Origin of the sequence: Pseudomonas sp. NyZ201 (genome assembly GCF_049860765.1) — a bacterium.
GTDB classification, from domain to species: domain Bacteria; phylum Pseudomonadota; class Gammaproteobacteria; order Pseudomonadales; family Pseudomonadaceae; genus Aquipseudomonas; species Aquipseudomonas bharatica.
This window is the reverse complement of the sequence record NZ_CP187557.1, coordinates 612,660-637,500: the sequence shown is the minus strand read 5'-3', so window position 1 is coordinate 637,500 and position 24,841 is coordinate 612,660. Positions and strand designations below refer to the sequence as shown.

24 protein-coding genes and 1 pseudogene (1 of these 25 running past the window's edge) are annotated in these 24,841 nt (G+C 62.9%); 10 read left to right on the top strand and 15 right to left on the bottom strand.

Annotated features, from left to right (window positions below):
- Positions 1 to 1,169: the 5' portion of a tyrosine--tRNA ligase gene (tyrS, locus tag ACPFMA_RS02775; RefSeq protein ID WP_425929652.1), read on the bottom strand. It extends 31 nt beyond the left edge of the window; only the first 1,169 of its 1,200 coding nucleotides appear in the window; its start codon is at positions 1,167 to 1,169; the stop codon falls past the left edge of the window.
- Between the two features lie 210 nt (positions 1,170 to 1,379).
- Here tyrS and ACPFMA_RS02770 point away from each other — a divergent pair, with 210 nt between their 5' ends.
- Both ACPFMA_RS02770 and ACPFMA_RS02765 read left to right on the top strand, forming a co-directional pair.
- On the top strand, positions 1,380 to 2,807 hold the full coding sequence (locus ACPFMA_RS02770; protein ID WP_064302961.1) for a peptidoglycan DD-metalloendopeptidase family protein: 1,428 nt from the start codon (positions 1,380 to 1,382) through the stop codon (positions 2,805 to 2,807).
- Between the two features lie 3 nt (positions 2,808 to 2,810).
- A complete protein-coding gene (locus ACPFMA_RS02765; RefSeq protein ID WP_425929651.1) occupies positions 2,811 to 3,902 on the top strand; it encodes an anhydro-N-acetylmuramic acid kinase in 1,092 nt (363 codons plus the stop codon).
- 59 nt (positions 3,903 to 3,961) lie between these two features.
- Here the strand turns inward: ACPFMA_RS02765 and erpA are convergent, their stop codons facing one another.
- Both erpA and argC read right to left on the bottom strand, forming a co-directional pair.
- The gene (gene erpA, locus ACPFMA_RS02760) at positions 3,962 to 4,312 is read right to left on the bottom strand and encodes an iron-sulfur cluster insertion protein ErpA (RefSeq protein ID WP_009408529.1); all 351 of its coding nucleotides are present in this window, start codon (positions 4,310 to 4,312) and stop codon (positions 3,962 to 3,964) included.
- 144 nt (positions 4,313 to 4,456) lie between these two features.
- Positions 4,457 to 5,491, bottom strand: coding sequence for an N-acetyl-gamma-glutamyl-phosphate reductase (gene argC / locus ACPFMA_RS02755; protein ID WP_009408527.1), 1,035 nt, complete (start codon positions 5,489 to 5,491; stop codon positions 4,457 to 4,459).
- Positions 5,492 to 5,633: 142 nt separating this feature from the next.
- On the opposite strand from argC, the gene hemJ reads away from it, so the two are divergent.
- From hemJ to ACPFMA_RS02725, 6 genes are all read left to right on the top strand, one after another.
- On the top strand, positions 5,634 to 6,056 hold the full coding sequence (hemJ, locus tag ACPFMA_RS02750; RefSeq protein ID WP_420058658.1) for a protoporphyrinogen oxidase HemJ: 423 nt from the start codon (positions 5,634 to 5,636) through the stop codon (positions 6,054 to 6,056).
- A 27-nt stretch (positions 6,057 to 6,083) separates the two neighbouring features.
- Complete coding sequence (locus ACPFMA_RS02745) at positions 6,084 to 7,040, top strand: NAD(P)H-dependent flavin oxidoreductase (RefSeq protein ID WP_420058610.1); 957 nt, start codon at positions 6,084 to 6,086, stop codon at positions 7,038 to 7,040.
- A gap of 49 nt (positions 7,041 to 7,089) precedes the next feature.
- The gene (locus tag ACPFMA_RS02740) at positions 7,090 to 7,863 is read left to right on the top strand and encodes an SDR family NAD(P)-dependent oxidoreductase (protein ID WP_009408521.1); all 774 of its coding nucleotides are present in this window, start codon (positions 7,090 to 7,092) and stop codon (positions 7,861 to 7,863) included.
- Between the two features lie 74 nt (positions 7,864 to 7,937).
- Positions 7,938 to 8,276, top strand: a complete 339-nt coding sequence (locus ACPFMA_RS02735) for a histidine triad nucleotide-binding protein (RefSeq protein ID WP_009408519.1) — start codon at positions 7,938 to 7,940, stop codon at positions 8,274 to 8,276.
- Positions 8,277 to 8,341: 65 nt separating this feature from the next.
- On the top strand, positions 8,342 to 8,989 hold the full coding sequence (gene coq7, locus ACPFMA_RS02730) for a 2-polyprenyl-3-methyl-6-methoxy-1,4-benzoquinone monooxygenase (protein WP_009408517.1): 648 nt from the start codon (positions 8,342 to 8,344) through the stop codon (positions 8,987 to 8,989).
- A 6-nt stretch (positions 8,990 to 8,995) separates the two neighbouring features.
- Positions 8,996 to 10,036 (top strand): DUF2157 domain-containing protein, encoded by a 1,041-nt coding sequence (locus tag ACPFMA_RS02725; protein ID WP_425929650.1) that lies wholly within the window; start codon positions 8,996 to 8,998, stop codon positions 10,034 to 10,036.
- A 4-nt stretch (positions 10,037 to 10,040) separates the two neighbouring features.
- Here ACPFMA_RS02725 and ACPFMA_RS02720 read toward each other — a convergent pair whose 3' ends face one another.
- Entirely contained in the window at positions 10,041 to 10,463 is a 423-nt protein-coding gene (locus ACPFMA_RS02720; RefSeq protein WP_064302966.1) for an OsmC family protein, read from the bottom strand.
- 191 nt (positions 10,464 to 10,654) lie between these two features.
- Between ACPFMA_RS02720 and crp the strand changes: the two genes are divergently transcribed.
- Positions 10,655 to 11,299: a cAMP-activated global transcriptional regulator CRP gene (crp, locus tag ACPFMA_RS02715; RefSeq protein WP_009408511.1), complete on the top strand. Its 645-nt coding sequence runs from the start codon at positions 10,655 to 10,657 to the stop codon at positions 11,297 to 11,299.
- On the opposite strand, the gene ACPFMA_RS02710 is transcribed toward crp, so the two are convergent.
- The 4 genes from ACPFMA_RS02710 to ACPFMA_RS02695 form a co-directional block, all read right to left on the bottom strand.
- On the bottom strand, positions 11,296 to 12,000 hold the full coding sequence (locus tag ACPFMA_RS02710; RefSeq protein WP_425929649.1) for a lipoate--protein ligase family protein: 705 nt from the start codon (positions 11,998 to 12,000) through the stop codon (positions 11,296 to 11,298). The genes crp and ACPFMA_RS02710 overlap by 4 nt on opposite strands.
- A 177-nt stretch (positions 12,001 to 12,177) precedes the next feature.
- Complete coding sequence (gene trpC / locus ACPFMA_RS02705; protein ID WP_425929648.1) at positions 12,178 to 12,993, bottom strand: indole-3-glycerol phosphate synthase TrpC; 816 nt, start codon at positions 12,991 to 12,993, stop codon at positions 12,178 to 12,180.
- Complete coding sequence (gene trpD, locus ACPFMA_RS02700; RefSeq protein WP_425929647.1) at positions 12,990 to 14,039, bottom strand: anthranilate phosphoribosyltransferase; 1,050 nt, start codon at positions 14,037 to 14,039, stop codon at positions 12,990 to 12,992. The genes trpC and trpD overlap by 4 nt, the downstream gene beginning before the upstream one ends.
- A 9-nt stretch (positions 14,040 to 14,048) precedes the next feature.
- Positions 14,049 to 14,642 (bottom strand): aminodeoxychorismate/anthranilate synthase component II, encoded by a 594-nt coding sequence (locus ACPFMA_RS02695; protein ID WP_425929646.1) that lies wholly within the window; start codon positions 14,640 to 14,642, stop codon positions 14,049 to 14,051.
- Between the two features lie 365 nt (positions 14,643 to 15,007).
- Here ACPFMA_RS02695 and estP point away from each other — a divergent pair, with 365 nt between their 5' ends.
- A complete protein-coding gene (gene estP, locus ACPFMA_RS02690) occupies positions 15,008 to 16,915 on the top strand; it encodes an esterase EstP (protein ID WP_425929645.1) in 1,908 nt (635 codons plus the stop codon).
- A 97-nt stretch (positions 16,916 to 17,012) separates the two neighbouring features.
- Here estP and trpE read toward each other — a convergent pair whose 3' ends face one another.
- The 7 genes and pseudogenes from trpE to ACPFMA_RS02655 all read right to left on the bottom strand — a co-directional run bounded on the left by trpE (position 17,013) and on the right by ACPFMA_RS02655 (position 24,611).
- Positions 17,013 to 18,494: an anthranilate synthase component I gene (gene trpE / locus ACPFMA_RS02685; protein WP_279900051.1), complete on the bottom strand. Its 1,482-nt coding sequence runs from the start codon at positions 18,492 to 18,494 to the stop codon at positions 17,013 to 17,015.
- A gap of 72 nt (positions 18,495 to 18,566) precedes the next feature.
- Positions 18,567 to 19,383 (bottom strand): annotated as a pseudogene (locus tag ACPFMA_RS02680) (phosphoglycolate phosphatase).
- Positions 19,380 to 20,054, bottom strand: coding sequence for a ribulose-phosphate 3-epimerase (rpe, locus tag ACPFMA_RS02675; RefSeq protein WP_009404268.1), 675 nt, complete (start codon positions 20,052 to 20,054; stop codon positions 19,380 to 19,382). The pseudogene ACPFMA_RS02680 and the gene rpe overlap by 4 nt, the downstream one beginning before the upstream one ends.
- 204 nt (positions 20,055 to 20,258) lie before the next feature.
- Entirely contained in the window at positions 20,259 to 21,086 is an 828-nt protein-coding gene (locus ACPFMA_RS02670; RefSeq protein ID WP_064302973.1) for an ABC transporter permease, read from the bottom strand.
- Positions 21,087 to 21,097: 11 nt separating this feature from the next.
- Entirely contained in the window at positions 21,098 to 22,345 is a 1,248-nt protein-coding gene (locus tag ACPFMA_RS02665) for an ABC transporter permease (protein ID WP_009404266.1), read from the bottom strand.
- A gap of 66 nt (positions 22,346 to 22,411) precedes the next feature.
- A complete protein-coding gene (locus tag ACPFMA_RS02660; RefSeq protein ID WP_009404265.1) occupies positions 22,412 to 23,446 on the bottom strand; it encodes an ABC transporter substrate-binding protein in 1,035 nt (344 codons plus the stop codon).
- A gap of 40 nt (positions 23,447 to 23,486) precedes the next feature.
- Positions 23,487 to 24,611: an ABC transporter ATP-binding protein gene (locus ACPFMA_RS02655; protein WP_009404264.1), complete on the bottom strand. Its 1,125-nt coding sequence runs from the start codon at positions 24,609 to 24,611 to the stop codon at positions 23,487 to 23,489.
- Positions 24,612 to 24,841: the final 230 nt, after the last annotated feature.

The window sequence follows — 24,841 nt, the reverse complement described above, 5'->3', positions numbered from 1 at the left end:
GCCTTCTTGCCTGCCTGACAGACATGGGTCTTGCCGAGAGCGAAGACAAAACCACGATCGACGACCTCGCCATCGACGCGAACGCCACCAGAGGCCAACAGGTCGCGCGCCGCAGCGGAGTTCTTCACCAACCCCGCCTTGTTCAGCACGGCCGAGATCGGCATGTCTTCCGCAGCAAGCACCTCGACCTCAGGCAGATCTTCCGGCAGTTCGCCATCCTTCATGCGGTTACCCGCAGCACGGTGCGCATTGGCAGCCGCCTCTTCACCGTGGAAACGAGCGACGATCTCCTCGGCCAGCTTGATCTTGATGTCACGCGGGTTGGCACCAGCAGCCACATCGGCACGGAAACCATCGATCTCTTCCATGGAGCGGAAGCTGAGCAGCTCGAAGTAGCGCCACATCAGCGTGTCAGGAATCGAAACCAGCTTGCTGTACATGACACCAGGCGCTTCCTGGATGCCGACATAGTTGCCCAAGGACTTGGACATCTTCTTAACGCCATCGAGACCTTCCAGCAGCGGCATGGTCACGATGTTCTGGGCCTCCTGCCCATAGCTGCGCTGCAGCTCGCGCCCCATCAGCAGGTTGAACTTCTGGTCAGTACCACCCAGCTCGACGTCCGCCTTCAAGGCCACGGAGTCGTAACCCTGCACCAGCGGATAAAGGAATTCATGGATAGCGATCGGCTGGTTGCTGCTATAGCGCTTGTCGAAGTCGTCGCGCTCGAGCATGCGCGCAACGGTGTACTGCGAGGCCAGTCGAATAAAGTCGGCCGGGCTGAGCTTGTCCATCCAGGTGGAGTTGAACGCCACTTCGGTCTTGGCCGGGTCGAGAATCTTGAAGACCTGCTGCTTGTAGGTCTCGGCGTTGTCCAGTACCTGCTCGCGGGTCAGCGGCGGACGGGTAGCGCTCTTGCCGCTGGGGTCGCCGATCATGCCGGTGAAGTCCCCGATCAGGAAGATGACCTGGTGCCCCAGATCCTGGAACTGGCGCAGCTTGTTGATCAGTACCGTGTGCCCCAGGTGCAGGTCAGGTGCGGTCGGATCGAAACCCGCCTTGATGCGCAGCGGCTGACCGCGCTTGAGTTTCTCGACAAGTTCGGACTCTACCAGGACCTCTTCCGCACCACGCTTGATCAGCGCTAGCTGCTCTTCAACCGACTTCATACACAGACCCGCAGGCTCAGATTCAAAGGGCCCCAACCATACAAGATCAGCCATCAAATACAAGATCCGCCGACTGATGTGACCCGCCGGCAGGCTGATGACGTCTGCGCGCTTGCTTTGAAGGGGATTTGGTTATATTTTATACAGTTATTTCATCTTCATCATGTCATTCATCTTTTCCTTTTCATCTTTTTCAAAGTTATTCATCACATGACCAACGAACCGACTAAAGCGCCTCCGCTTTATCCGAAGAGCCACCTGTTGGCCGCCAGCGGCATCGCCGCCCTGCTCAGCCTGGCCTTGCTGGTATTTCCTTCCAGCGAAGTAGAAGCCAAGCGCACCACTCTCAACCTCGAGCTGGAAGCCCCGGCCGAACAGCTCAAGGCCCAACCGGAACAGCCTCTGGCCGGCGAAGAAACCAGTGCTTCGCCTTTCGCCCAGATCGACAACGCCGAAGCGCAATCCGAAGGCACCGCCACGACCGAGCCTGCCGAGAAGGCAGGCGAAGTCGCTGAAGCCGAGCCTGCCAAGCAGCCCGGTCATCGCGAAGTGGTGGTTGCCAAGGGTGACACCCTCTCCACGCTCTTCGCCAAGCTTGGCCTGCCTGCCAGCGCCGTGCATGAAGTACTGGCCAGTAACAAGCAGGCCAAACAGTTCAGCCAGTTGAAGAACGGCCAGGTACTGCAGATCGAACTGGACAAGGACGGCCAGTTGGCCAGCCTGCACAGCAAGGTGAGCGACCTGGAAACCATCCGCCTGGCCAAAAGCGCCAGCGGTTACGTCTTCAACCGTGAAGTCACCAAGCCGGTCACCCGCTCTGCCTATGTCCACGGCGTGATCAAGAGCTCGCTCTCGGCCTCGGCCCAGCGCGCCGGCCTGTCGCATAACCTGACCATGGATATGGCCAACATTTTCGGATACGACATCGACTTCGCCCAGGACATCCGCCAAGGCGACGAATTCGACGTGATCTACGAGCAGAAGATGATCGACGGCAAGGTCGTTGGCACCGGGAACATCCTTTCCGCACGCTTCACCAACCGCGGCAAGACATACAGTGCAGTGCGCTACACCAACAAGGCCGGCAGCACCAGCTACTACACCGCTGACGGCAACAGCATGCGCAAGGCCTTCATCCGTACACCGGTGGACTTCGCCCGTATCAGTTCGCGCTTCTCCGCAGGCCGCAAGCACCCGATCCTGAACAAGATCCGCGCCCACAAGGGCGTTGACTACGCTGCTCCACGGGGTACGCCGATCAAGGCCGCCGGTGACGGCAAGGTGCTCCTCGCCGGTCGCCGCGGTGGCTACGGGAACACCGTGATCATCCAGCACGGCAGCACCTATCAGACGCTCTACGGCCACATGCAAGGCTTCGCCAAAGGCGTGAAGACCGGCAGCACCGTCAAGCAGGGCCAGGTCATTGGTTATATCGGCACCACCGGGCTGTCCACCGGACCGCACCTGCACTACGAGTTCCAGGTCAACGGGGTCCACGTCGATCCGCTGGGACAGAAGCTGCCGATGGCCGACCCGATCGCGAAAGCCGAACGTCAACGCTTCATGCAGGTCAGCCAGCCGTTGGTGGCCCGCATGGACCAGGAAAAGGCCAGCATGCTCGCCTTGAACAAGCGCTGATCCATGGCCCTTTATCTGGGAGTGATGTCCGGTACCAGTCTCGACGGACTGGACATCGCCTTGATCGAAAACGAGCCGCGAGTCTCTCTACTCGCTTCCCACTACATTCCGATGCCCGAAACGCTACGCCTGGCCATGCTCGGCCTGTGCGCCAGCGGTCCGGACGAGATTGCCCGCGCCGCCCTGGCCGAGGCCGAATGGGTTCGGCTGGCAGCACAGGGAATCCGGCACCTGCTCGATACCGAAGGCCTTCGCCGCGAAGATATCCGCGCCATTGGCAGCCACGGCCAGACCATCCGCCACGAACCCGCCCGGGGCTTTACCGTGCAGATCGGCAATCCCGCCCTGCTTGCGGAGCTGACCGGTATCTGCGTGGTCGGCGACTTCCGGCGCCGCGATGTCGCTGCCGGGGGCCAGGGTGCACCGCTGGTCCCCGCCTTTCATGATGCGTTGTTCAACGCCCAGGGCGAGCGTATTGCAGTGCTCAATGTCGGTGGCTTCAGCAATCTCAGCCTGATCGAACAGGACAAGCCGGTTACTGGCTTCGATTGTGGTCCGGGGAATGTTCTGCTGGATGCATGGATCAACGAAAAGCGTGGCCTAGCCTACGACGCCAACGGCGCCTGGGCAGCCAGTGGCAAGATTCTTCCTGGGCTGCTCGCAAGCCTTCTGGGAGATCCTTTCTTCGCCGGTACCGGCCCCAAGAGTACCGGCCGCGAATTGTTCAACCTTCCATGGCTGCACCATCACCTGAGCACCCAGCCAGCCTGCGCCGATGAAGATGTCCAGGCGACCTTGCTGGAGCTCACCGCGCTGAGCATCGTTGACTCGCTAAGGAAGGCCCAGCAAGACACCCAGGCCCTGCTGGTCTGTGGTGGCGGTGCGCACAACGGGGCGCTGATGGCACGGCTGGCCGGCCTGCTTCCTGCTACCAGGGTCGGCAGTACCGCCGAATTCGGTGTCGATCCGGACTGGGTCGAAGCCATGGCCTTCGCCTGGCTGGCTCATTGCTGCCTGGAAGGCATCGCCGCGAACCGCCCCAGCGTCACCGGCGCTCGCGGCTTGCGAGTACTCGGGGCGATCTACCCGGCATGACGTTCAGGAAAGCAAAACGCCGCGCATAAGCGTGGCGTTTTGCTTGAAGACCAGGCGAGTCAGATCGAGAACGAAGAACCGCAACCGCAAGTGGTCGTGGCATTCGGGTTCTTGATGACGAAGCGCGAGCCTTCCAGGCCTTCCTGGTAGTCCACTTCGGCGCCCGCCAGGTACTGGAAGCTCATTGGATCGACCACCAGAGCAACGCCCTCGCGCTCGACAATGGTGTCGTCTTCCGCGATGTCTTCATCGAAGGTAAAGCCGTACTGGAAGCCGGAGCAGCCACCGCCTGTCACGAAAACCCGCAACTTCAGACGATCATTGCCCTCTTCGTCAACCAGGGTCTTCACCTTGTGCGCGGCGTTGTGCGTGAACTGCAGGGCCGAAGGGGTGAAGGATTCGACGCTCATGCTGAATATCTCCCGGCGCTATACCGCCATCGTGCGTGATGGCGCGCATTATCCGCTTCCCCGAGAAAATCGGTCAACTATATAAGCGGTATCAGGCTACAAGCGGAAAGCATAAGTCCCGCCGGTAGCCTGACAAGCCGTTGCCTACGGCAGCAAGCCTGCGTGGGACAGGCCAAGGCGCTCATCGAGGCCGAAGAGGATGTTGAGGTTCTGCACCGCCTGGCCGGAAGCGCCTTTCACCAGGTTGTCGATAACGGAGAGCACGACCACCAGGTCGCCACCCTGTGGACGATGCACAGCGATACGGCAGACGTTGGCGCCACGTACGCTACGGGTTTCCGGATGGCTGCCAGCTGGCATCACGTCCACGAACGGTTCGTTGGCGTAGCGCTTCTCGAACAGCGCCTGCAGGTCAACCGAGGTATCGGCGACCGTTGCGTAAAGCGTCGAGTGAATGCCACGGATCATCGGGGTCAGGTGTGGCACGAAGGTCAGGCCGACCTCACCACCTGCGGCACGACGCAGGCCCTGGCGGATTTCCGGCAGGTGGCGGTGACCTTTCACCGCATAGGCCTTCATGCTCTCGCCCGCCTCACAGAACAGCGAACCGACGCTGGCACCACGCCCGGCGCCGCTGACACCGGACTTGCAGTCGGCGATAAGACGCGAGGCGTCGGCGATTCCAGCTTCGAGCAGCGGCAGGAAGCCCAACTGGGTGGCGGTCGGGTAGCAACCCGGCACGGCAATCAGGCGCGCCTGGCGGATCTGCTCGCGGTTGACTTCGGGCAGACCGTAGACAGCGTCCTTCAGCAGCTCGGGAGCGCCATGCGGCTGGCCGTACCATTTGGCCCACTCATCGGCGTCCTGCAGACGGAAGTCGGCAGACAGGTCGATCACCTTGGTGCCAGCCGCCAGCAGCTCACCGGCCAGGGCATGGGCAACACCGTGCGGAGTGGCGAAGAACACTACGTCGCAGGCGGCCAGGGCCTTGGTGTCCGGAACGCTGAACGCGAGGTTATCGTAGTGGCCTCGCAGGTTCGGGTACATGTCGGCCACCGCCAGGCCCGCTTCCGAGCGCGAGGTGATGACTGCGACTTCAGCCTGAGGATGCTGTGCCAGCAGACGCAGCAACTCGACACCGGTGTAACCCGTGCCGCCGACGATACCGACCTTGACCATTAACTGCCCCCTATCAACGAACCGACTGGAAAACCAGTGATGATAGGGGCCCGTGGTGACCGCCACAACCGTTGAGATGACGGGCGCAGCGCCTAACTACTACTATCTGACGACCGTGAACCGCCAAGGACTGAAAAACATGCTGTACCTCTGGATCAAAGCCCTGCATATCGTTGCCATCGTCTGCTGGTTTGCCGGCCTCTTCTACCTGCCACGCCTGTTCGTCTACCACGCCGCAAGCGAGGACCAGGTCAGCCGCGACCGCTTCGTGGTGATGGAGCGCAAGCTTTATCGCTTCATCATGGGCCCGGCGATGATCGCCGCCTTCGTCTTCGGCATCTGGATGCTCTACCTGACCCCGGGCTGGCTGAGCCAGGGCTGGCTGCACGCCAAGCTGACGCTGGTGATCCTGCTCACCGGCTACCATCACATGTGCGGCGCCAACGTGAAGCGCTTCGCCCGCGGCGAAAATAATCGCAGCCACGTCTACTTCCGCTGGTTCAACGAAGTACCGGTACTGTTCCTGCTGTTGATCGTAATTCTGGTGGTGGTCAAACCGTTCTGATTCCGACATTCAAACGCGAGAATCCTCATGTCATTGCCCGAACTGCTCGAACGACGCCTGCGCCTGCCGGTAGTGGCAGCACCGATGTTCCTGATATCGAACCCACAACTGGTTCTGGCCTGTTGCGGCAATGGCGTGATGGGCAGTTTCCCTGCGCTGAACCAACGCGACACCGCGGGCTTCCGGGCCTGGCTGGAGGAGATCGAAACAGGGCTGGCCGACCTGGCCAACCCCGCCCCCTATGCGGTGAACCTGATCGTCCACCAGAGCAATCCGCGCTTGCAGGCCGACCTGGCCGCCTGCATCGAGTACAAGGTGCCGGTGGTGATCACCAGCCTGGGCGCGGTGAAGGAAGTGGTGGACGCCGTACATGGTTATGGCGGCCTGGTGTTCCACGATGTGACGACCCGGCGGCATGCCGAAAAGGCCGCCGAGGCCGGCGTCGACGGCCTGATCGCAGTAGCCGCGGGCGCTGGCGGGCATGCCGGGACCTGGAGCCCGTTCGCCCTGGTCAGCGAAATCCGCCAGTTCTTCCACAAGACCCTCCTCCTTGCCGGTTGCATCAATAGCGGCCATGAGATCCTCGCCGCCCAATTGCTCGGCGCTGACCTCGCCTACCTGGGCACCCACTTCATTGCCAGCCTGGAAAGCCAGGCCTCGCCGGAGTACAAAGCGATGCTGCTGGAGGCCAGGGCCGCCGATATCGTGCATACCCCGGTGGTGTCCGGCGTTCCCGCCAGCTTCATGCGCCAGAGCCTGGAAAAGGCCGGCTATGACCTGACCACGCTCGCCAAAGGCGGCGACATCCAGCTCAAGCCCATTCATGAAGAAGCCAAGGCCTGGAAAACCGTATGGTCCGCCGGCCAGGGCGTGGGCGCCATCGACCGGGAATTGCCGGTGAATCAGCTGATCGCGCGCCTCGATGGGGAATATCGCCAGGCGCTGAAAAAAGCCGGTCAACTGGGCAGCCACTGGCCACGCTGACAAGTAGACTAGGCGCCCTTTTCGAACGCCCCCGCCATTGGAGAGCCGCATGACCCGTTACGCCATGATCACCGGTGCCTCCAGCGGTCTGGGCCTGGCACTGGCCGAAGCATTGGCGCGGCGCGGGCGCAACCTGATCCTGGTAGCACGCCAGCGCGAGCGGCTGGAACCGGTCGCCATCGAGCTCACCCAGCGCTTCGGTGTGGAAGTATTGTTCCGTGCCTGTGATCTTGGCGAACCACTGCGGCTTTCGGGTTTCCTGCTAGAGCTGGAGGAAGGCGAGCGGCAGATAGACCTGCTGGTGAACTGTGCCGGCATCCGCTCCTACGGGCACTTCCTCGCCCAGGAGTGGGGCGACGAGCAGGACCTGATCGAGGTCAACATCCTCGCCCTCACGCGCCTTTGTCATGCCTTGGGCAACGCCATGGCCGTACAGGGGGGCGGACAGATTCTCAATGTCGCCTCACTCGCCGCTTTCGCGCCGGGCCCGTGGATGAGCAGTTATGCCGCGAGCAAGGCCTATGTCCTGCATTTCTCCGAAGGCCTGCGCGAAGAACTCAAGCAGACCGGGATCAAGGTCTCGGTGCTGTGCCCCGGCCCGGTGCGTTCGGCCAACCGGCGTATCCCGCGCCTGGAAAAAGGTAACCGCTGCCTGAGTCCGGAAGAAGTCGCGCTCTATACCGTGCGCGCCCTGGACCGCAACAAGGCGATCATCATCCCCGGCCGCCGCAACCGCTGGCTGGCCCGGGCGCCACGCCTGCTGACCCGCTGGATCAGCCGCAAGCTGGCGGGTGTCATCAACCGCGCCTACTGTCCACGCTGAATCGAATCGCCACTGGGCGGCGGCGTGCCGGCTGAGTAAACTCAGCCCCGACCACCACCCATGGAGCAAGCGTTGTGGAGACAATTTTCACCAAGATCATCAACCGGGAAATCCCGGCGAAGATCATCTACGAAGACGACCAGGTCCTGGCTTTCCACGATATCGCCCCGCAGGCGCCGGTACACTTCCTGGTCATCCCGAAAAAGCCGATCCGCACCCTCAACGACCTCACCGAGGAAGACAAGGGCCTGGCCGGGCATATCCTCTTCACCGCCCAGCGCCTGGCCAAGGAGCTGGGTTGCGAGGACGGCTTCCGCGTCGTAATGAACTGCAACGAACTGGGCGGCCAGACGGTCTACCACATTCACATGCACGTGCTCGGCCAACGTCAGATGCACTGGCCTCCGGGCTGATCCAGCGCAAGCCCTGTCACGGGGTTTGAGTTAGACTGTCGGGCACATTCTTGCGGAGGTGCCCGATGGCTACCGAACGTCAATACTCGCCGCTCGACCGCTTGTTGCTGCAGGCCGATACGGCCATGCGTACCTTGCTGCCCTTCAGCGGCCAACCTTCCCGTCCTTCTCCTGCCATCATCCAGCCCGAAGCCGAGCTGGACGACAAGCAGGCCCGCCATGTCGCCGGCCTGATGCGCATCAACCATACCGGTGAAGTCTGCGCCCAGGCGCTCTATCAAGGCCAGGCCCTGACCGCCAAGCTGCCGGAAGTGCGCAAGGCGATGGAGCAGGCGGCCGACGAAGAAATCGACCACCTGGTCTGGTGCGAACAACGCATCCGCCAACTGGGCAGCTCGCCGAGCATTCTCAATCCGCTGTTCTACGGCATGTCGTTCGGCATCGGCGCGGTTGCCGGCCTGATCAGTGACAAGGTCAGCCTGGGCTTCGTCGCCGCCACCGAGCATCAGGTCTGCAAGCACCTCGACGAACATCTGGAGCAGATCCCGCCGGAAGACGAGAAATCCCGGGCGATCCTCGAGCAGATGCGCATCGACGAAGAACACCACGCCGACGCGGCCCTGGATGCCGGAGGGTTCCGTTTCCCGGCACCGGTCAAGTTCGGCATGAGCCTGATGGCCAAGGTCATGACCAAAAGCACCTACCGAATCTGACCCGCCATGACCGGGCGCTTCGATGCCAGGGACCTGGCCCGCGCAGTTGAAGCGGGCCTGTTGAGCGCCGAGCAGGAACAGGCGCTCCTGCGCTTCCTGCGCGAACAACCGGCGCAGCCCCCCAGTTTCCAGCTCGCCCACGTCGCCTTCTATCTCGGCGCCCTGCTGATCATGGGCGCCATGGGCTGGCTACTGAGCGAAGCCTGGATGCGTATCGGCGACACCGCGCTGCTGGTGGTTGCCCTCGCCTACATCACCCTACTGACCTTCGCCGGCCTGGCCATGCAGCGCCGCGGCCAACTGATTCCCGGCGGTGTACTTGCCGCAGTGGCGGTGAGCATCGTGCCACTGGCGGTGTTCGCCCTCGAACGCCTGACCGGGCTCTGGCCGCTGGACGACAGCCAGGGCGACTATCACAACTATTACCGCTACGTGCAGGGCGGCTGGTTGTTGATGGAAGTAGCGACGGTCTGCGCCGGCCTGCTGATGCTGCGCCTGATCCCCTTCCCGTTCATCGTCATGCCGATCGCCGTGGCGCTGTGGTTCATGTCGATGGACCTGAGCGAATGGTTCCACGGCGACACCTTCACCTGGGAGCAACGCCAGGAGGTCTCGTTGTGGTTCGGGCTGGGCCTGCTGCTGGTGGTCCTGCTGATCGACGGCCGCACTCGCGAGGACTACGCGTTCTGGGGTTATCTGGCCGGATTGCTGGCGTTCTGGGGCGGGCTGACCTCGATGAACAGCGACAGCGAACTGGGCAAGGCCCTGTACTGCCTGATCAACGTCGGCCTGATGCTGGTGGCGGTGTTGTTGCGCCGACCGATGTTCATGGTCTTCGGTGCGCTGGGTGTGGCGGCCTATCTCGGCTATCTGTCCTACGAGGTGTTCGCCGAGTCGTTGCTGTTCCCGGTGGTCCTGAGCCTGATCGGCCTGGCGGTGATCGGCCTCGGCCTGCTCTACCAGAAACACCGTGAGCGCCTCAGCGACCGACTGCGCGCCGCACTGCCGGCCAGCCTGATGGACTGGCTGCCGGCACTGCGGCGCTGAGGAATCAGCCGAGTTCGACGATCTCGTAGTCGTGGGTGATCTCTACACCGGCACGACCCAGCATGATCGATGCCGAGCAGTACTTCTCTGCCGACAGCTCGACGGCCCGCTTGACCTGGGCTTCCTTCAGGCCACGGCCCTTGACCACGAAATGCAGGTGGATCTTGGTGAACACCTTGGGATCCTCGCTGGCCCGCTCGGCTTCAAGGAAGGCTTCGCAGCTTTCGACAGCCTGGCGGGACTTGCGCAGGATACTGACCACATCGAAATTGCTGCAGCCGCCCAGGCCCAGCAAGAGCATTTCCATCGGACGAACACCCAGGTTGCGCCCACCAGCCTCGGGTGGGCCGTCCATCACGACAACGTGGCCACTGCCCGACTCACCCAGGAACATTGCCTCGCCGGCCCACTGGATACGCGCCTTCATAACCGGTTTCCTCTCGCTTGGAAAAATGGCTGCCAGCTTAGTCCCTACAGGCGAAAGCGAAAAGGCTTAAGCACTTCAGTAAATATGCCGATAACATCTTGTCGTCTGATAAACTGACGCCAATTTGATGGCGTTTTGCACCCATCCCAGAACAACAAATACTCACGGACCGCGTATTTCGGGGCTTAACCATGGTTGCCGCAACACTTCCAGCCAAGATCAAGAATGTCGACAAGTTGCTTGCGCACTGCCAGCGCCGCCGCTTCCCGGCCAAAAGCAATATTCTCAGCGCCGGCGATACCGCTGAAACCTTGTCCTTCATCGTCAAGGGTTCGGTCACCATTTTGATCGAAGGCGACGATGGTCGCGAAATGATCATCGCCTACCTCAACAGCGGAGATTTCTTCGGCGAACTCGGGCTTTTCGAACCCACGGGCAAGGAACAGCAGCGCAGCGCCTGGGTACGGGCGAAAAGCGAATGCGAAGTTGCAGAAATCAGCTACGAGAAATTCCGCGAGCTGGCACGCCAGGACCAGGACATTCTCTACGCCCTCGGCAGCCAGATGGCTCAGCGCCTGCGCAATACCACGCGCAAGGTCGGTGACCTGGCCTTCTTCGACGTCACCGGCCGCGTGGCCCGTTGCCTGCTGGAGCTGTGCAAGCAGCCGGATGCGATGACCCACCCGGACGGCATGCAGATCAAGATCACCCGCCAGGAGATCGGTCGTATTGTCGGCTGCTCGCGTGAGATGGTCGGTCGCGTTCTGAAGGACCTCGAAGAACGCAACCTGGTGCATGTGAAAGGCAAGACCATGGTGGTCTTCGGCACCCGCTAATCCTTGGCAATGGCTTCGAGGGTCCGGGCATAGGCCTGGGCCAGGCGCTCCAGCAAGGGTGCCTCGGGCATGACTTCATGCAAGGCGATATGGCTGTCGGCCAGGCACCGCTGCTCCAGCTCGCAACACTCATTGAAGCGGTTGACCGCCGCAACCATCGATTCGCGCTCGTTATCCAGCAATAGCGCGCCATGCACCAGCACCACCGGGCGTTTACCCCCCAGGCCCTGGCGCCAGCGCTGGGCGGTGCCAACCAGCTTGCGGCCATTGAGGTTGACGTTATAGCGGCCATCGCAGAAGGCGCCTTCGATCTCCCCGACGGAAGCCACGCCGCCCCACTCCCGCAGGACCTCGCACAACGGCAGGCACAAGCGCTCGTAGGCGGTCTCGATACGGTTCAGGTCGCCTTCACTGCGTGGTGCGACGTACACCAAGGCGATATTGATCACTGCCGAGGACTGGGGAACCGGCTCGCCACCGGTTTCGCGCAGCAGCACCGGCCAGCCTCCGATCGCCAGCTCGCCACAGGCGGCCTCGAAGCCGTCCAGCCGACTCATCCGGCGCGGCATCACCAGTGCCCGGTCGGTGGGGCGCCAGAACAGCAGGCCATGGTCCTGATCGCCCTTGCAGACAGCCGCCAGCAGATCCTGCTCAGCCTGCAGGCCGGCTGCGACGGTTACGGCTACGGGTTGTTCACTCATGTGTTTTTTCCCTCCTCAAGCCTTTACGCGATCCCTGTGGGAGCGGGTTTACCGGATCGCCGGACCGCCGCGATTACGGTTGTGGATTCACCGACGCCATCGCGGGTGAACCCGCTCCCACAGGCTCAGTGGCGATCGGTCAAATAAAAAAGCCGGCAAACGCCGGCTTCGAGTCGATCAGTCGGGCACGCCCCCGGGGAAGAACAGGCGCTGCAGCTCTACTCCCGGCTCCTCGGCACGCATGAAGGCCTCGCCTACCAGGAACGAGTAGACCTCGTTGATTTCCATCAGCTCGACATCGGCCCGATTGAGGATGCCGCTCTCGGTAACCGCCAGGCGATCGCGCGGAATGCGTGGCAGCAGGTCCAGGGTGGTTTCCAGGCTGACCTCGAAAGTATGCAGGTTGCGATTGTTGACCCCGATCAGCGGTGTGTCGAGGGTCTTCAGCGCGCGCTCCAGCTCGTCGCTGTCATGCACTTCCACCAGTACGTCGAGGCCGACGCCTTTTGCAGTGGCGGCCAGTTCGGCCATTTTCACGTCGTCCAGGGCAGAGACGATCAACAGCACACAGTCGGCGCCCAAGGCACGGGCCTCGACGATCTGGTACGGATCGACCATGAAGTCCTTGCGGATGACCGGCAGCGACACCGCAGCGCGGGCCTGCTGCAGGTAGGCGTCAGCCCCGAGAAAGTAGTCCACATCGGTCAGCACCGAGAGGCAAGTCGCCCCACCTTTCTCGTAGCTGACGGCGATTTCCGCCGGAACGAAGTTCTCGCGGATCACACCCTTGCTCGGCGACGCCTTCTTGATCTCGGCGATGACAGCCGGCTGCTTGCGCCGGGCCTGCTCGATCAGCGCGTTGGCAAAGCCACGCGGTGCATCGGCCGCAGCGGCCAGGCGCTCCAGCTCGGCGAGACTGACCCGGGCGCTGCGCTCAGCCACTTCCTCGACCTTGCGGGCAAGGATCTTTTCCAGAACCGTCGGCACACTCATCCTTCATTCTCCTGCTTGAATACCGCGGTAAAGGCACCCAGCTCTTCCATCTTTTCCCGAGCGAGGCCGGTGTGCAGTGCATCGTGGGCCAGTTCGACGCCTTGCTTGAGGCTTATTGCCAGATCCGCGGCATAGAGTGCCGCGCCAGCATTGAGGACGATCATCTCGGCGGCCTTCTGGCCGTTCTCGGTCTTGCGCCGGCCAATGGCATCGCGGATCAACGCCAGGGACTCTTCCGGACCGCTGACCGCCAGGCCGTGCAGGCTCTGGCTCTTCATGCCAAGGTCTTCCGGCTCGACCCAATACTCGGTGATTTCGCCGTTCTTCAGTTCGGCGACGAAGGTCGGCGCGGCGAGGCTGAACTCGTCCAGGCCATCCTTCGAGTGCACCACCAGCACATGCTTGCTGCCCAGACGCTGCAGCACTTCAGCAAGCGGGCGGCAGAGTGCCTGGGTAAACACACCGACAACCTGGTGCTTCACACCAGCCGGATTCGTAAGCGGGCCGAGCATGTTGAACAGGGTCCGCAGACCCAGGTCGCGGCGCGGGCCGGCGGCGTGCTTCATGGCGCTGTGGTGGGTCTGGGCGAACATGAAGCCGATACCGACGCTGTCGATGCAGCGGGCAACCTGGACTTGCGTCAGGTTCAGGTAGATACCTGCGGCCTCCAGCAAGTCGGCGCTACCGCTCTTGCCGGATACCGCGCGGTTACCGTGCTTGGCTACCGTGCAACCGGCCGCGGCGACGACGAACGCCGAGCCGGTGGATACGTTGAAGATATTGGCGCCGTCACCGCCGGTACCGACGATATCGACCACACCGTCGAGGGTTTCCAGTTCGACCTTGTCCGCCAGCTCACGCATGACCGAAACCGCGCCGACGATCTCGTCGATGCTCTCGCTCTTCATGCGCATGCCCATCAGGAAAGCGCCGATCTGCGCCTCGGTGCACTGGCCGGTCATGATCTGGCGCATCACATCGCGCATTTCCTCGGTGGACAGGTCGAGTTGGCTGACGATACGGCCCAGGGCAGTCTTGATATCCATGCGCAATCCTTAACGGCGGCCGCCGGTCTGCTTGAGGAAATTGGCGAACAGCGCGTGGCCCTGCTCGGTGAGGATCGACTCGGGGTGGAACTGTACGCCTTCGATGTTCAGGGTCTTGTGACGCAGGCCCATGATTTCATCGATGGAGCCGTCTTCGAAGGCGGTCCAGGCGGTAATTTCCAGGCAGTCCGGCAAGGTTTCGCGCTTGACCACCAGCGAGTGGTAGCGCGTTACGGTCAACGGATTGTTGAGACCGGCGAACACGCCCTTGTTTTCGTGGACCACCGGGCTGGTCTTGCCGTGCATCACCTGGCGCGCGCGCACCACGTCCCCGCCGAAGGCCTGGCCGATGGACTGGTGCCCCAGGCACACACCCAGGATCGGCAGCTTGCCGGCGAAGTGATGAATGGCGGCGATGGACACACCGGCCTCGGTCGGTGTGCATGGACCGGGAGAAACGACGATGCGCTCGGGCTGCAGGGCCTCGATCTGTTCGATGGTCAGTTCGTCGTTGCGAATGACCTTGACCTCTGCACCCAGCTCGCCGAAGTACTGGACGACGTTGTAGGTGAAGGAGTCGTAGTTGTCGATCATCAGTAACATCTGGGCTCAACCTCTTGAATACTGACTTTGAAAGGTCGCCTTCCCGACTGCCGACATGCAGTGCCACACGCCCCAGTCATTTCCAACTGTTGCGAAGGTGTGTGGAATCATTTCAGAAAGGCAAAACGTAACGGGCCGGAAAACCGGCAGGAGATAAAGTCAGGCGCGCCAACGCCAGCGGGCGTGGGCCTTGATAACACGCATCAAGAGTTTGCTGACGATCAACACGGGGTAGGTCTCGTTCATACGTTGCCGCACAGTAGCTTACGGAAACAATGCGCGCAATATCGAGGGGGCACGAAGCCAGGGATTTGCTACCGTGTTCGGGCGCAATGCCCAAAAACAACGACAAAAGGACTCTTGCGATGAGAAAACGCCGTTATCTGCGTCAATCCGCCGCGTGCTTGCTCGCCCTCGCCTGTGCCAATGCCATGGCCAGCCCCTCCCCCTACTCGACGATGATCGTCTTCGGCGACAGCCTCGCCGACGCCGGCCAGTTCCCCGACCCCGATGGTGCGCCCGGCACCAGCCAGCGCTACACCAACCGCAACCCGGACGGCACTTTCGCCCCGGTGTCGTCGATGCTTCTCGGCGGCTACCTGGGCATCGCCCCGGGCGACCTGAATGCCTCCACTTCACCCGTGAACGCCGCCCTGGGTATCCCGGATGGCAACAACTGGGCGACCGGCGGCTATCGAACCGACCAGATCTTCGAATCCATCACCGGCGAATCCCTGGTGGTCATTCCCCCGGGCAACCCTGGCGAAGGCACGGTGCTGCGCCAGCGCCCGGGCTACCTGGCCGGCGGACGCCTGGCCGATCCCAATGCGCTGTATTACCTCACCGGCGGCGGCAACGACTTCCTCCAGGGGTTGGTGACTTCGCCTGCCGCCGCCGCAACATCGGCCACCCAACTGGCGGCCAGCGCCCAAGCGCTGCAACAGGCGGGGGCGCGCTACATCATGGTCTGGCTGCTGCCCGACCTCGGCCTGACGCCGGCGCTGAACGGCACACCGCTGCAAGGCGCCAGCTCACAGCTCAGTGCCTTGTTCAACCAGGCCTTGGTCAGCCAGTTGGCACGGATCGATGCCCAGATCATTCCGCTGAACATCCCTCTGCTGTTCCAGGAAGCCATCGCCTCGCCAGGCCTGTTCGGCCTCGCCAGCGACCAGAACCTGCTGCAAACCTGCTACAGCGGCAACGGCTGCACGCAGAATCCGGTATATGGCGCCAACGGTACCAATCCGGACGCCAGCAAGCTGCTGTTCAACGACTCGGTGCACCCGACCATCGCCGGCCAGCGGATGATCGCCGACTACGGCTATTCGATCCTTTCCGCCCCCTGGGAACTGACGCTGCTGCCGGAAATGGCCCATGGCACCTTGCGCGCGCATCAGGATGAGCTGCGCAACCAATGGCAAGCCGACTGGCAGGCGGTCGGACAATGGCAGGCGATCGTCGCTGCCGGCGGGCAAAAGCTGGATATCGACAGCCAGCGCAGCTCGGCCAGCGCCGACGGCCACGGCTACAACCTCACTGTCGGCGGTAGCTATCGTCTCGACCAGGACTGGCGGATCGGTATTGCCGGCGGCGTCTATCGGCAGAAGCTGGAAGCCGGGGCGCGGGACTCCGACTATCGCCTGAACAGCTACCTCGCCACCGTCTTCGCCCAGTTCAACCACGGCCGCTGGTGGGCCGATGCCGCGCTGACCGGCGGGCGCCTGGACTACGACGACCTGCAACGCACCTTCGCCCTCGGGCCCAATGACCGCAGCGAGAAAGGCGATACCGATGGCGATGTAGTCGCCGTCTCCGCCCGCCTCGGCTTCGATCTGGCGGCGCCGGGCAGCGAGTGGAGCCTGTCGCCATTCGTCAGCGCCGATTACGCGCGAATCGAGGTGGATGGCTATAGCGAGAAAGGCATGCGGGCCACGGCGCTGACCTTCGATGACCAGAAACGTGATTCACGGCGGCTGGGTGCCGGGCTGCAGGGCAAGTACCGGGTGGCGCCAGCGACCCTGCTGTTCGGCGAGGTTGCCCATGAGCATGAGTTCGAGGATGACACGCAGGACCTGACCACGCACCTGAACAGCCTGCCGGCGAATGACTTCACCCTGACCGGGTATACGCCGCAGAGCAATCTGAACCGGGTGAGCCTGGGCCTGAGCCAGACGGTGGCGCCGGGAGTGGCGCTGCGCGGAAGCTACAACTGGCGCAAGAGTGATGAGTTGACCCAGCAAGGGGTCAATCTGGCCTTGAGTCTGGAGTTCTAAGCGCAAGAGGCCATGTTGTTACTGATGGCCTCATCGCTGGCAAGCCAGCTCCCACAGGGACTGTAGGAGCTGGCTTGCCAGCGATTAGGGCCAACACTTATGTCCGAGGGGTCTGCTCAGCCAGCGCCACCGCGCGGAACATCGCCCGGCGCTTGTTGATGGTTTCTTCCCACTCCAGCGCCGGCACCGAGTCGGCGACGATGCCGCCACCGGCCTGCACATGCAGCTCGCCGTCCTTGATCACTGCCGTGCGAATGGCAATGGCCGTGTCCATGTTGCCGTTCCAGGCGAAGTAGCCGACCGCACCACCATAGACACCACGCTTGACCGGCTCCAGTTCGTCGATGATTTCCATCGCGCGGATCTTCGGCGCCCCCGACAGGGTGCCCGCCGGCAGGATCGCGCGCAGGGCGTCCATGGCAGTCAGGCCGTTCTTCAACTGCCCAGTGACGTTGGAAACGATATGCATCACGTTGGAGTAACGCTCGATCACCATTTTCTCGGTCAGCTTCACCGAGCCGACTTCCGACACGCGCCCGGTATCGTTACGTCCCAGGTCGATCAGCATCAAGTGCTCGGCGATCTCCTTATCGTCCGAGAGCAGGTCTTCTTCCAGCGCCCGGTCGGCCTCCTCGGTGGCGCCGCGCGGGCGGGTACCGGCGATCGGCCGCACGGTGACCAGGTTGTCCTCGACCCGTACCAGCACTTCCGGCGAGCTGCCCACCACGTGGAAATCGCCGAAATTGAAGAAGTACATGTACGGCGTGGGGTTGAAACAGCGCAGCGCGCGGTACAGGTCGATCGGCGCCGCCTTGAAGTCGATGGACATGCGTTGCGACGGCACCACCTGCATGCAGTCACCGGCGAGGATGTACTCCTTGATGGTGTCTACCGCGCGTTCGTAGTCCGCCTGGGTGAAACTGGAGCGGAACGCCGGCTCGGCGGCCTGCGGGCCGCTGAAGTCGAGGCCGCGGCGCGGAGTGATCGGCTGGCGCAGTTGCTCCAGCAAATCCTGCAGACGGGCCTGTCCCTGCTCGTAGGCGTTGTCCTGCGCCGGGTCGGCGAGGACGATGGCGTGCATCTTGCCGGCCAGGTTGTCGAAGACCACCACTGCATCGGACACCATCAGCAGGATATCCGGCACGCCCAGCGGGTCCGGGTTCGGGCATTTGCCCAGACGCTTCTCGACATAACGCACACAGTCGTAGCCGAAGTAGCCGACCAGGCCACCGTTGAAGCGCGGCAGACCGGCAATGGTCGGAACCTTGTAACGCTCCTTGAAGGTTTCGACGAAGGCCAGCGGGTCTTCCACATCGTGGCGCTCGGTCTCGACACCGTCGACGGTGATGCGCACCTGGTGATCATGCACCCGCAGCACGGTACGGCTTGGCAGGCCGATGATCGAATAGCGCCCCCACTTCTCACCGCCCTGAACCGACTCCAGCAGATAGGAGTTGGGCTGGTCGGCCAGTTTCAGGTAGATCGACAGCGGTGTGTCGAAGTCGGCCAGCGTTTCACAGGCCAGGGGGATGCGGTTGTAGCCTTCAGCGGCCAGGCGCAGGAATTCTTCGCGGGTCATGATTGCCTCGTGGCAGTAGGGCAGGAAAAGACAAATGGCAAACGGGCCGGGTCGGAGCCGGCTGGAAAGAAGTCAGGCGCGCCAACGCCAACGGGCCAGGGCCTTGATGACTTTCATCCAGAGTTTGCCAGGTGCTACCACGATGGAATCTCTACCGAGGGGAAGGTTGAAGGGCTCAACGTTAGCTCAGTGGCTGCACCGAAGCAACCGGGAGCAAGGCGCGCAGATCGTCGATCACCAGCGCCGGCGACTCCTCGCTGATCGGCCGGCCGTGGTTGTAGCCGTAGGTCAGGCCCACGCACTTGACCCCGGCCGCCTTCGCCGCCTGCACATCGCTGCGTGAATCGCCGATGAACAGCGCCTCGTCCGCCGTCACCCCGGCCAGTTGCATGACATGCAGCAAGGCGGCAGGGTCCGGTTTCTTCTGTGGCAGGGTGTCGCCCCCGATGATCCAGCGGAAATACGGGCCGATCTGCATCTGGTCCAGCAGCGGACCGACGAAGCGCTCGGGCTTGTTGGTGATCAGGGCCATTTCCACGCCCTGCGCCTGCAGCCAGCGCAAGGTGTCGCGCACGCCCGGATAGATCACCGTACGGTCATGGCTCTCGCCATAGGCACGGAGGAAAATCTCCAGGCCGTGCTCGGCTTCCTGGTCGCTGACCGCCGAATGCTCGATGCCACCGGCCAGGGCCCGGCGCACCAGCACCGGCGCGCCGTTGCCGACCCATTGGCGCACGGCTGCGACACCGGCAGGCGCGCGGCCCATTTCGAGCAGCATGCGATCCACCGCCGCCGCCAGGTCCGGGACCGAGTCGATCAGGGTCCCGTCCAGGTCGAACATCACCAGGCGTGGCAAGCGTTGCGCAAACAACTGCTCGAAGCCGCTCATGGGCGGGCCAGCGCCAGTTCGGCGCGCATCTGGTCGATGACCGCCTTGTAGTCAGGGGCATTGAAGATCGCCGAACCGGCGACGAAGGTGTCGGCGCCAGCGGCAGCGATTTCGCGGATGTTCTTCACGTTCACGCCACCATCGATTTCCAGGCGGATATCCCGGCCGCTGGCATCGATCAGGGCGCGGGCCTCGCGCAGCTTGTCGAGGGTGCCGGGGATGAATTTCTGCCCGCCGAAACCGGGGTTTACGCTCATCAGCAGGACCATGTCGACCTTGTCCATCACGTACTTCAGCGCGTCCAGCCCGGTGGCCGGGTTGAACACCAAGCCGGCCTTGCAGCCGCCGTCGCGGATCAGTTGCAGGGAGCGGTCGATGTGCTGCGAGGCTTCCGGATGGAAAGTGATGTAGGTGGCGCCGGCCTCGATGAAGTCGCCGATGATGCGGTCGACCGGGCTGACCATCAGGTGCACGTCGATCGGCGCAGTCACACCGTACTTGCGCAGGGCCGAGCAGACCATCGGGCCGATGGTCAGGTTGGGCACGTAATGGTTGTCCATCACGTCGAAGTGGACGATATCGGCGCCGGCGGCAAGCACGGCATCCACGTCCGGGCCCAGGCGGGCGAAGTCGGCGGACAGAATCGAGGGGGCAATAGCGAAGGGCTGCATGGCGCACCTTTGGGCAAATTCACGGTGGCGCGCATTGTACATCAGGGGAAAGGAGACTGACGGATGTTGTCTGGAGATGGGCGGAACAACACAAAAACCTGTGGGAGCTGGCGTTGCCAGCGATGAGGCCAGCACTGACAACATCATTGCCTAGTCTGGCCTCATCGCCGGCAACGCCGGCTCCCACAGGGTCCCGAGTTGCCTTCAGGCAGGCTGCTGTGTCCGCAGTTTCTCGCTGCGCCCGCGCAGCCATTCCAGGGTCAGCAACAGCACTACCGAGAAGGCGATCAGCAGGGTGGCCGCCGCCGCGATGGTCGGGCTCAGGTTCTCGCGGATACCGCTGAACATCTGCCGCGGCAGGGTCGCTTGCTCTGGGCCGGCGAGGAACAGCGTTACCACCACCTCGTCGAACGAGGTCGCAAAGGCGAACAACGCCCCCGAGATCACCCCCGGCGCGATCAGCGGCAGGGTCACCCGACGGAAGGTGGTGATCGGCGAGGCGCCCAGGCTGGCTGCGGCGCGGACCAGGTTGTGGTTGAAGCCTTGCAGGGTCGCCGACACGGTAATGATGACGAACGGCACACCCAGCACCGCGTGCACCAGGATCAGCGACAGGAAGCTGTTGCCCAGGCCCAGCGGGGCGAAGAACAGGTAGCTGGCCACGCCGATGATCACCACCGGCACCACCATCGGCGAGATCACCAGGGCCATGATCAGCGACTTGCCGGGGAAGTCCCCGCGGGTCAGGCCGATCGAGGCCAGGGTGCCGAAGACCATCGCCAGCACCGTGGCCGCCGGGGCGACGATGATGCTGTTCTTCAGGGCCCGCATCCATTCATCGGAAGCGAAGAAGTTGTGGTACCACTGCAACGAGAAGCCTTGCAGCGGGTAGACCAGGAAGCTGCCGGAGTTGAACGACAACGGAATGATCACCAGCACCGGCAACACCAGGAACAGCAGGATCAGCCCGCAAAGAATGCGCAAGCTGTAGAACCAGACCCGCTCGACGGGCGACATGTACGGACTCAGCATGACGACGCTCCTCAGCTCAGACGCAGGCGGCTGGAGCCGACCAGCCAGCTATAGATCAGGTACAGCAGCACGGTGGCCAGCAGCAGCAGGCCGCCCAGCGCGGTCGCCATGCCCCAGTTGATGCTGGTGTTGGTGTAGAAGGCCACGAAGTAGCTGACCATCTGGTCGTTCGGGCTGCCGAGCAGCGCCGGGGTGATGTAGTAACCGATGGCCATGATGAACACCAGCAGGCACCCGGCGCCCACGCCGGCGTAGGTCTGCGGGAAGTACACGCGCCAGAAGCTGGTGAAAGGATGGCAACCCAGGGAGATGGCCGCGCGCATGTAGGTCGGCGAGATGCCCTTCATTACGCTGTAGATCGGCAAGATCATGAACGGCAGCAGGATGTGGACCATCGAGATGTATACGCCGGTACGGTTGAATACCAGTTCCAGCGGCTTGTCGATGATGCCGATGGCCATCAAGGCGCTATTGATCAGGCCGCCGGATTGCAGGAGCACGATCCACGCCGCCACCCGCACCAGGATCGAGGTCCAGAACGGCAGGAGCACGAGGATCATCAGCAGGTTGCTCTGCCGGGTCGGCAGGTTGGCCAGCAGGTACGCCAACGGATAGGCCAGCACCAGGCAGATGGCGGTGATGACGAAGCCCATCCACAGGGTCCGGGTGAAGATATCCAGGTAGATGGATTGATCCGGGGTGGCCGGGGCCAGTTCACCGAGATCGTCGATGCGGTGGTCGAGGGCTGCCAGCAGATAGAACGGCGTCACGCTGCTGGTATTGCGACGGATCGCCTGCCAGTAGGCAGGGTCGCCCCAGCGCTCGTCGAGCTCCTGCAAGGCTTCCTTGTAGGAAGCCGGCTCGGTCTTGAACGGCAGGGCCCGGGCAGTTTTTGCCAGCAGGCTGCGGTAGCCGGCCAGTTCCATGTTGAGACGCTTGGACAGGTCGCCCAGGGTCTGGTTCTTGCGCGACTCGGCGAGGTCTTCGCTCAGCGCTTTATAGACGGGCTCGCCCGGCAGGCTCTTGCCATCCCACTCGGCCACCGCGGCCACGGTGCGCGGCAGGCCGCCGACCACCTCGGGGTTGCCGACGCTCTTGTACAGCAGCGCGGCGATCGGCACGAGAAACACCAGCAGCAGGAACAGCGCCAGCGGCGCGATCAACGCCTGCGCCTTGAAGCGGTTGACCCGCTCGGCACGCGCCAGACGCTGCTTGAGGGTAGGACCTGCGCCTTCTTTGAGGGGCACTGCGATGGCCATAGCGAACTCCGGAAATCTTGGAAAACGGGGAGCGCCGGCTCGGCACCGGCGCTCCATCGGGGCGACTTACTTGGCTGCCCAGGCGTTGAAGCGTTGTTCCAGCTGTTCGCTGTTGTCAGCCCAGAAGGCCACGTCGATCTGCACCTGGTTGGCGATGTTTTCCGGGGTGGTCGGCATGTCCTTCTTGATCTCGTCGGACAGCAGTGCGACTGCCTTGGAGTTGGCCGGACCGTAGGCAATGTTTTCCGAGTAGATTTTCTGCTGCTCAGGCTGTACCGAGTAGGCGATGAACTTCTTCGCTTCCTCGGCGTTCTTGGCGCCCTTCGGAATGGCCCAGGCGTCGAAGTCGTAGATACCGCCGTTCCACACCACCTTCAGGTTGCTCTCCTTCTGCACCGCAGCAATCCGGCCGTTGTAGGCCGAGCTCATGACCACGTCGCCGGAAGCGAGGTACTGCGGCGGCTGGGCGCCGGCTTCCCACCACTGGATGTTCGGCTTCAGCTCGTCGAGCTTCTTGAAGGCGCGGTCCTGGCCGTCCTTGGTGGCGAGCACCTTGTAGACGTCCTTCGGCGCAACGCCGTCGGCCATCAGGGCGAATTCCAGGGTGTACTTGGCGCCCTTGCGCAGGCCACGCTTGCCAGGGAAGTTCTTGGTGTCCCAGAAGTCCTTCCAGCTGGTCGGTGCGGTCTTCAGCTTGTCGGCGTTGTAGGCCATGACCGTGGACCATACAAAGAAACCGACGCCGCATGGCTGGATAGCGCCTGGCACATAGTCGGACTCGTTGCCGAACAACGCAGGATCCAATTCCTCGAACATGCCCTCGTCACAGCCGCGAGCCAGCTCCGGCGACTCGACCTCTACCAGGTTCCAGGACACGCTCTTGGTGTCGACCATGGCCTTGACCTTGGCCATTTCCCCGTTGTACTCGCCCGCGACGATCTTGCCCTTGCCGGCCTTTTCCCAAGGCTCGTAGAACGCCTTGACCTGCGCCGCCTTGTTGGCGCCACCGAAGGAAATCACGGTCAGATCGCTTGCCGCCATTGCGTGGGTCGCAGTGCACAGACCCAATGCCAGGGCGGTCAACTTCAAGTGTTTGAGCATTCTTGTTCTCTCCACAGTGCAGGGTGTTGGTTAGCAAACCTCAGTGGGCTTCCAGGATAGGATCGAGGGCACGTGCATGCTCGACCTCCCAGCCCAGCGGTACCACGTCGCCCACGGCCAGGGCCGGGTCGAGTTCGGCGATCGGCTGCTTCACGAAGAAGTCGGCCTTGCCGCAGACCTCCAGACGAACCCGCACGTGGTCGCCCAGATAGATGAACTCGGCCACGCGGCCGGAGAAGCGGTTCACGCAGCTTTCGCTGTGGCCGTTCAGGCGCACCCGCTCCGGACGCACCGACAAGGTCACCGGCTCGCCCGGCTGGCCGACGTTGACCGCCAGTGCCTCGACCTTCTCGCCACGGGCCAGGGCCACCAGGCAGCGCTCGCCGTCGCTGCTGAGCAGGCGGCCGTTGATGCGGTTGTTCTCGCCGATGAAGTTGGCAACGAAGGTGTTCTTCGGCTCTTCGTAGAGGGTGCGCGGATCGGCGATCTGCTGGATCTCGCCCTGATGGAACACCGCCACGCGGTCGGACATGGTCAGCGCCTCGCCCTGGTCGTGGGTCACGTAGACCACGGTCACGCCCAGGCGCTGGTGCAGGTGCTTGATCTCCATCTGCATGTGTTCGCGCAGTTGCTTGTCGAGGGCGCCGAGGGGTTCGTCCATCAGTACCAGCTGCGGTTCGAACACCAGCGCCCGGGCCAGGGCCACGCGCTGTTGCTGGCCACCGGACAGCTGGCCGGGGTAGCGCTGGGCGAAGGCATCGAGCTGGACCATGTTCAGTACGCGCTTGACCCGCTCGCTGATGTCGGTCTTGCTCAGGTTGCGCACGCTAAGGGGGAAGGCCAGGTTCTCGGCCACGGTCATGTGCGGGAACAGCGCGTAGTTCTGGAACACCATGCCGATGTCGCGCTTGTGCGGCGGCACGTTGTTGATCGAGCGACCGGCCAGCTTGATCTCGCCGGCAGTCGGCGTCTCGAAGCCGGCCAGCATCATCAGGCTGGTGGTCTTGCCCGAGCCGGAGGGGCCAAGCAGGGTAAGAAACTCGCCCTTGCGGATGTCCAGGTTGAGGTCCTTGACGATCAGCGATTCGCCGTCGTAGCTCTTTTGCACACCACGGAAGCTGACCAGGATCTCGCCGGACGCAGCGTTCGAACTGACCTCACTCATACCTGCACCTTTTTGTTGGATGACTGCTGTGATCCAAGCGTAAGGAAAGGCCCGGGCGGCGCAAATCGGGGGTGCTGAGAGATTGATATCAGCCGGGTGGAAGGGTGCTTGTAGGGATCGCCCTACAAAGATGGCGGGTTTAGGTATGTCTTGAGGGCCTCATCGCTGGCGAGCCGCATACAGAATCCTGTGGGAGCTGGCTTGCCAGCGATGAGGCCCGCCCAAACGAC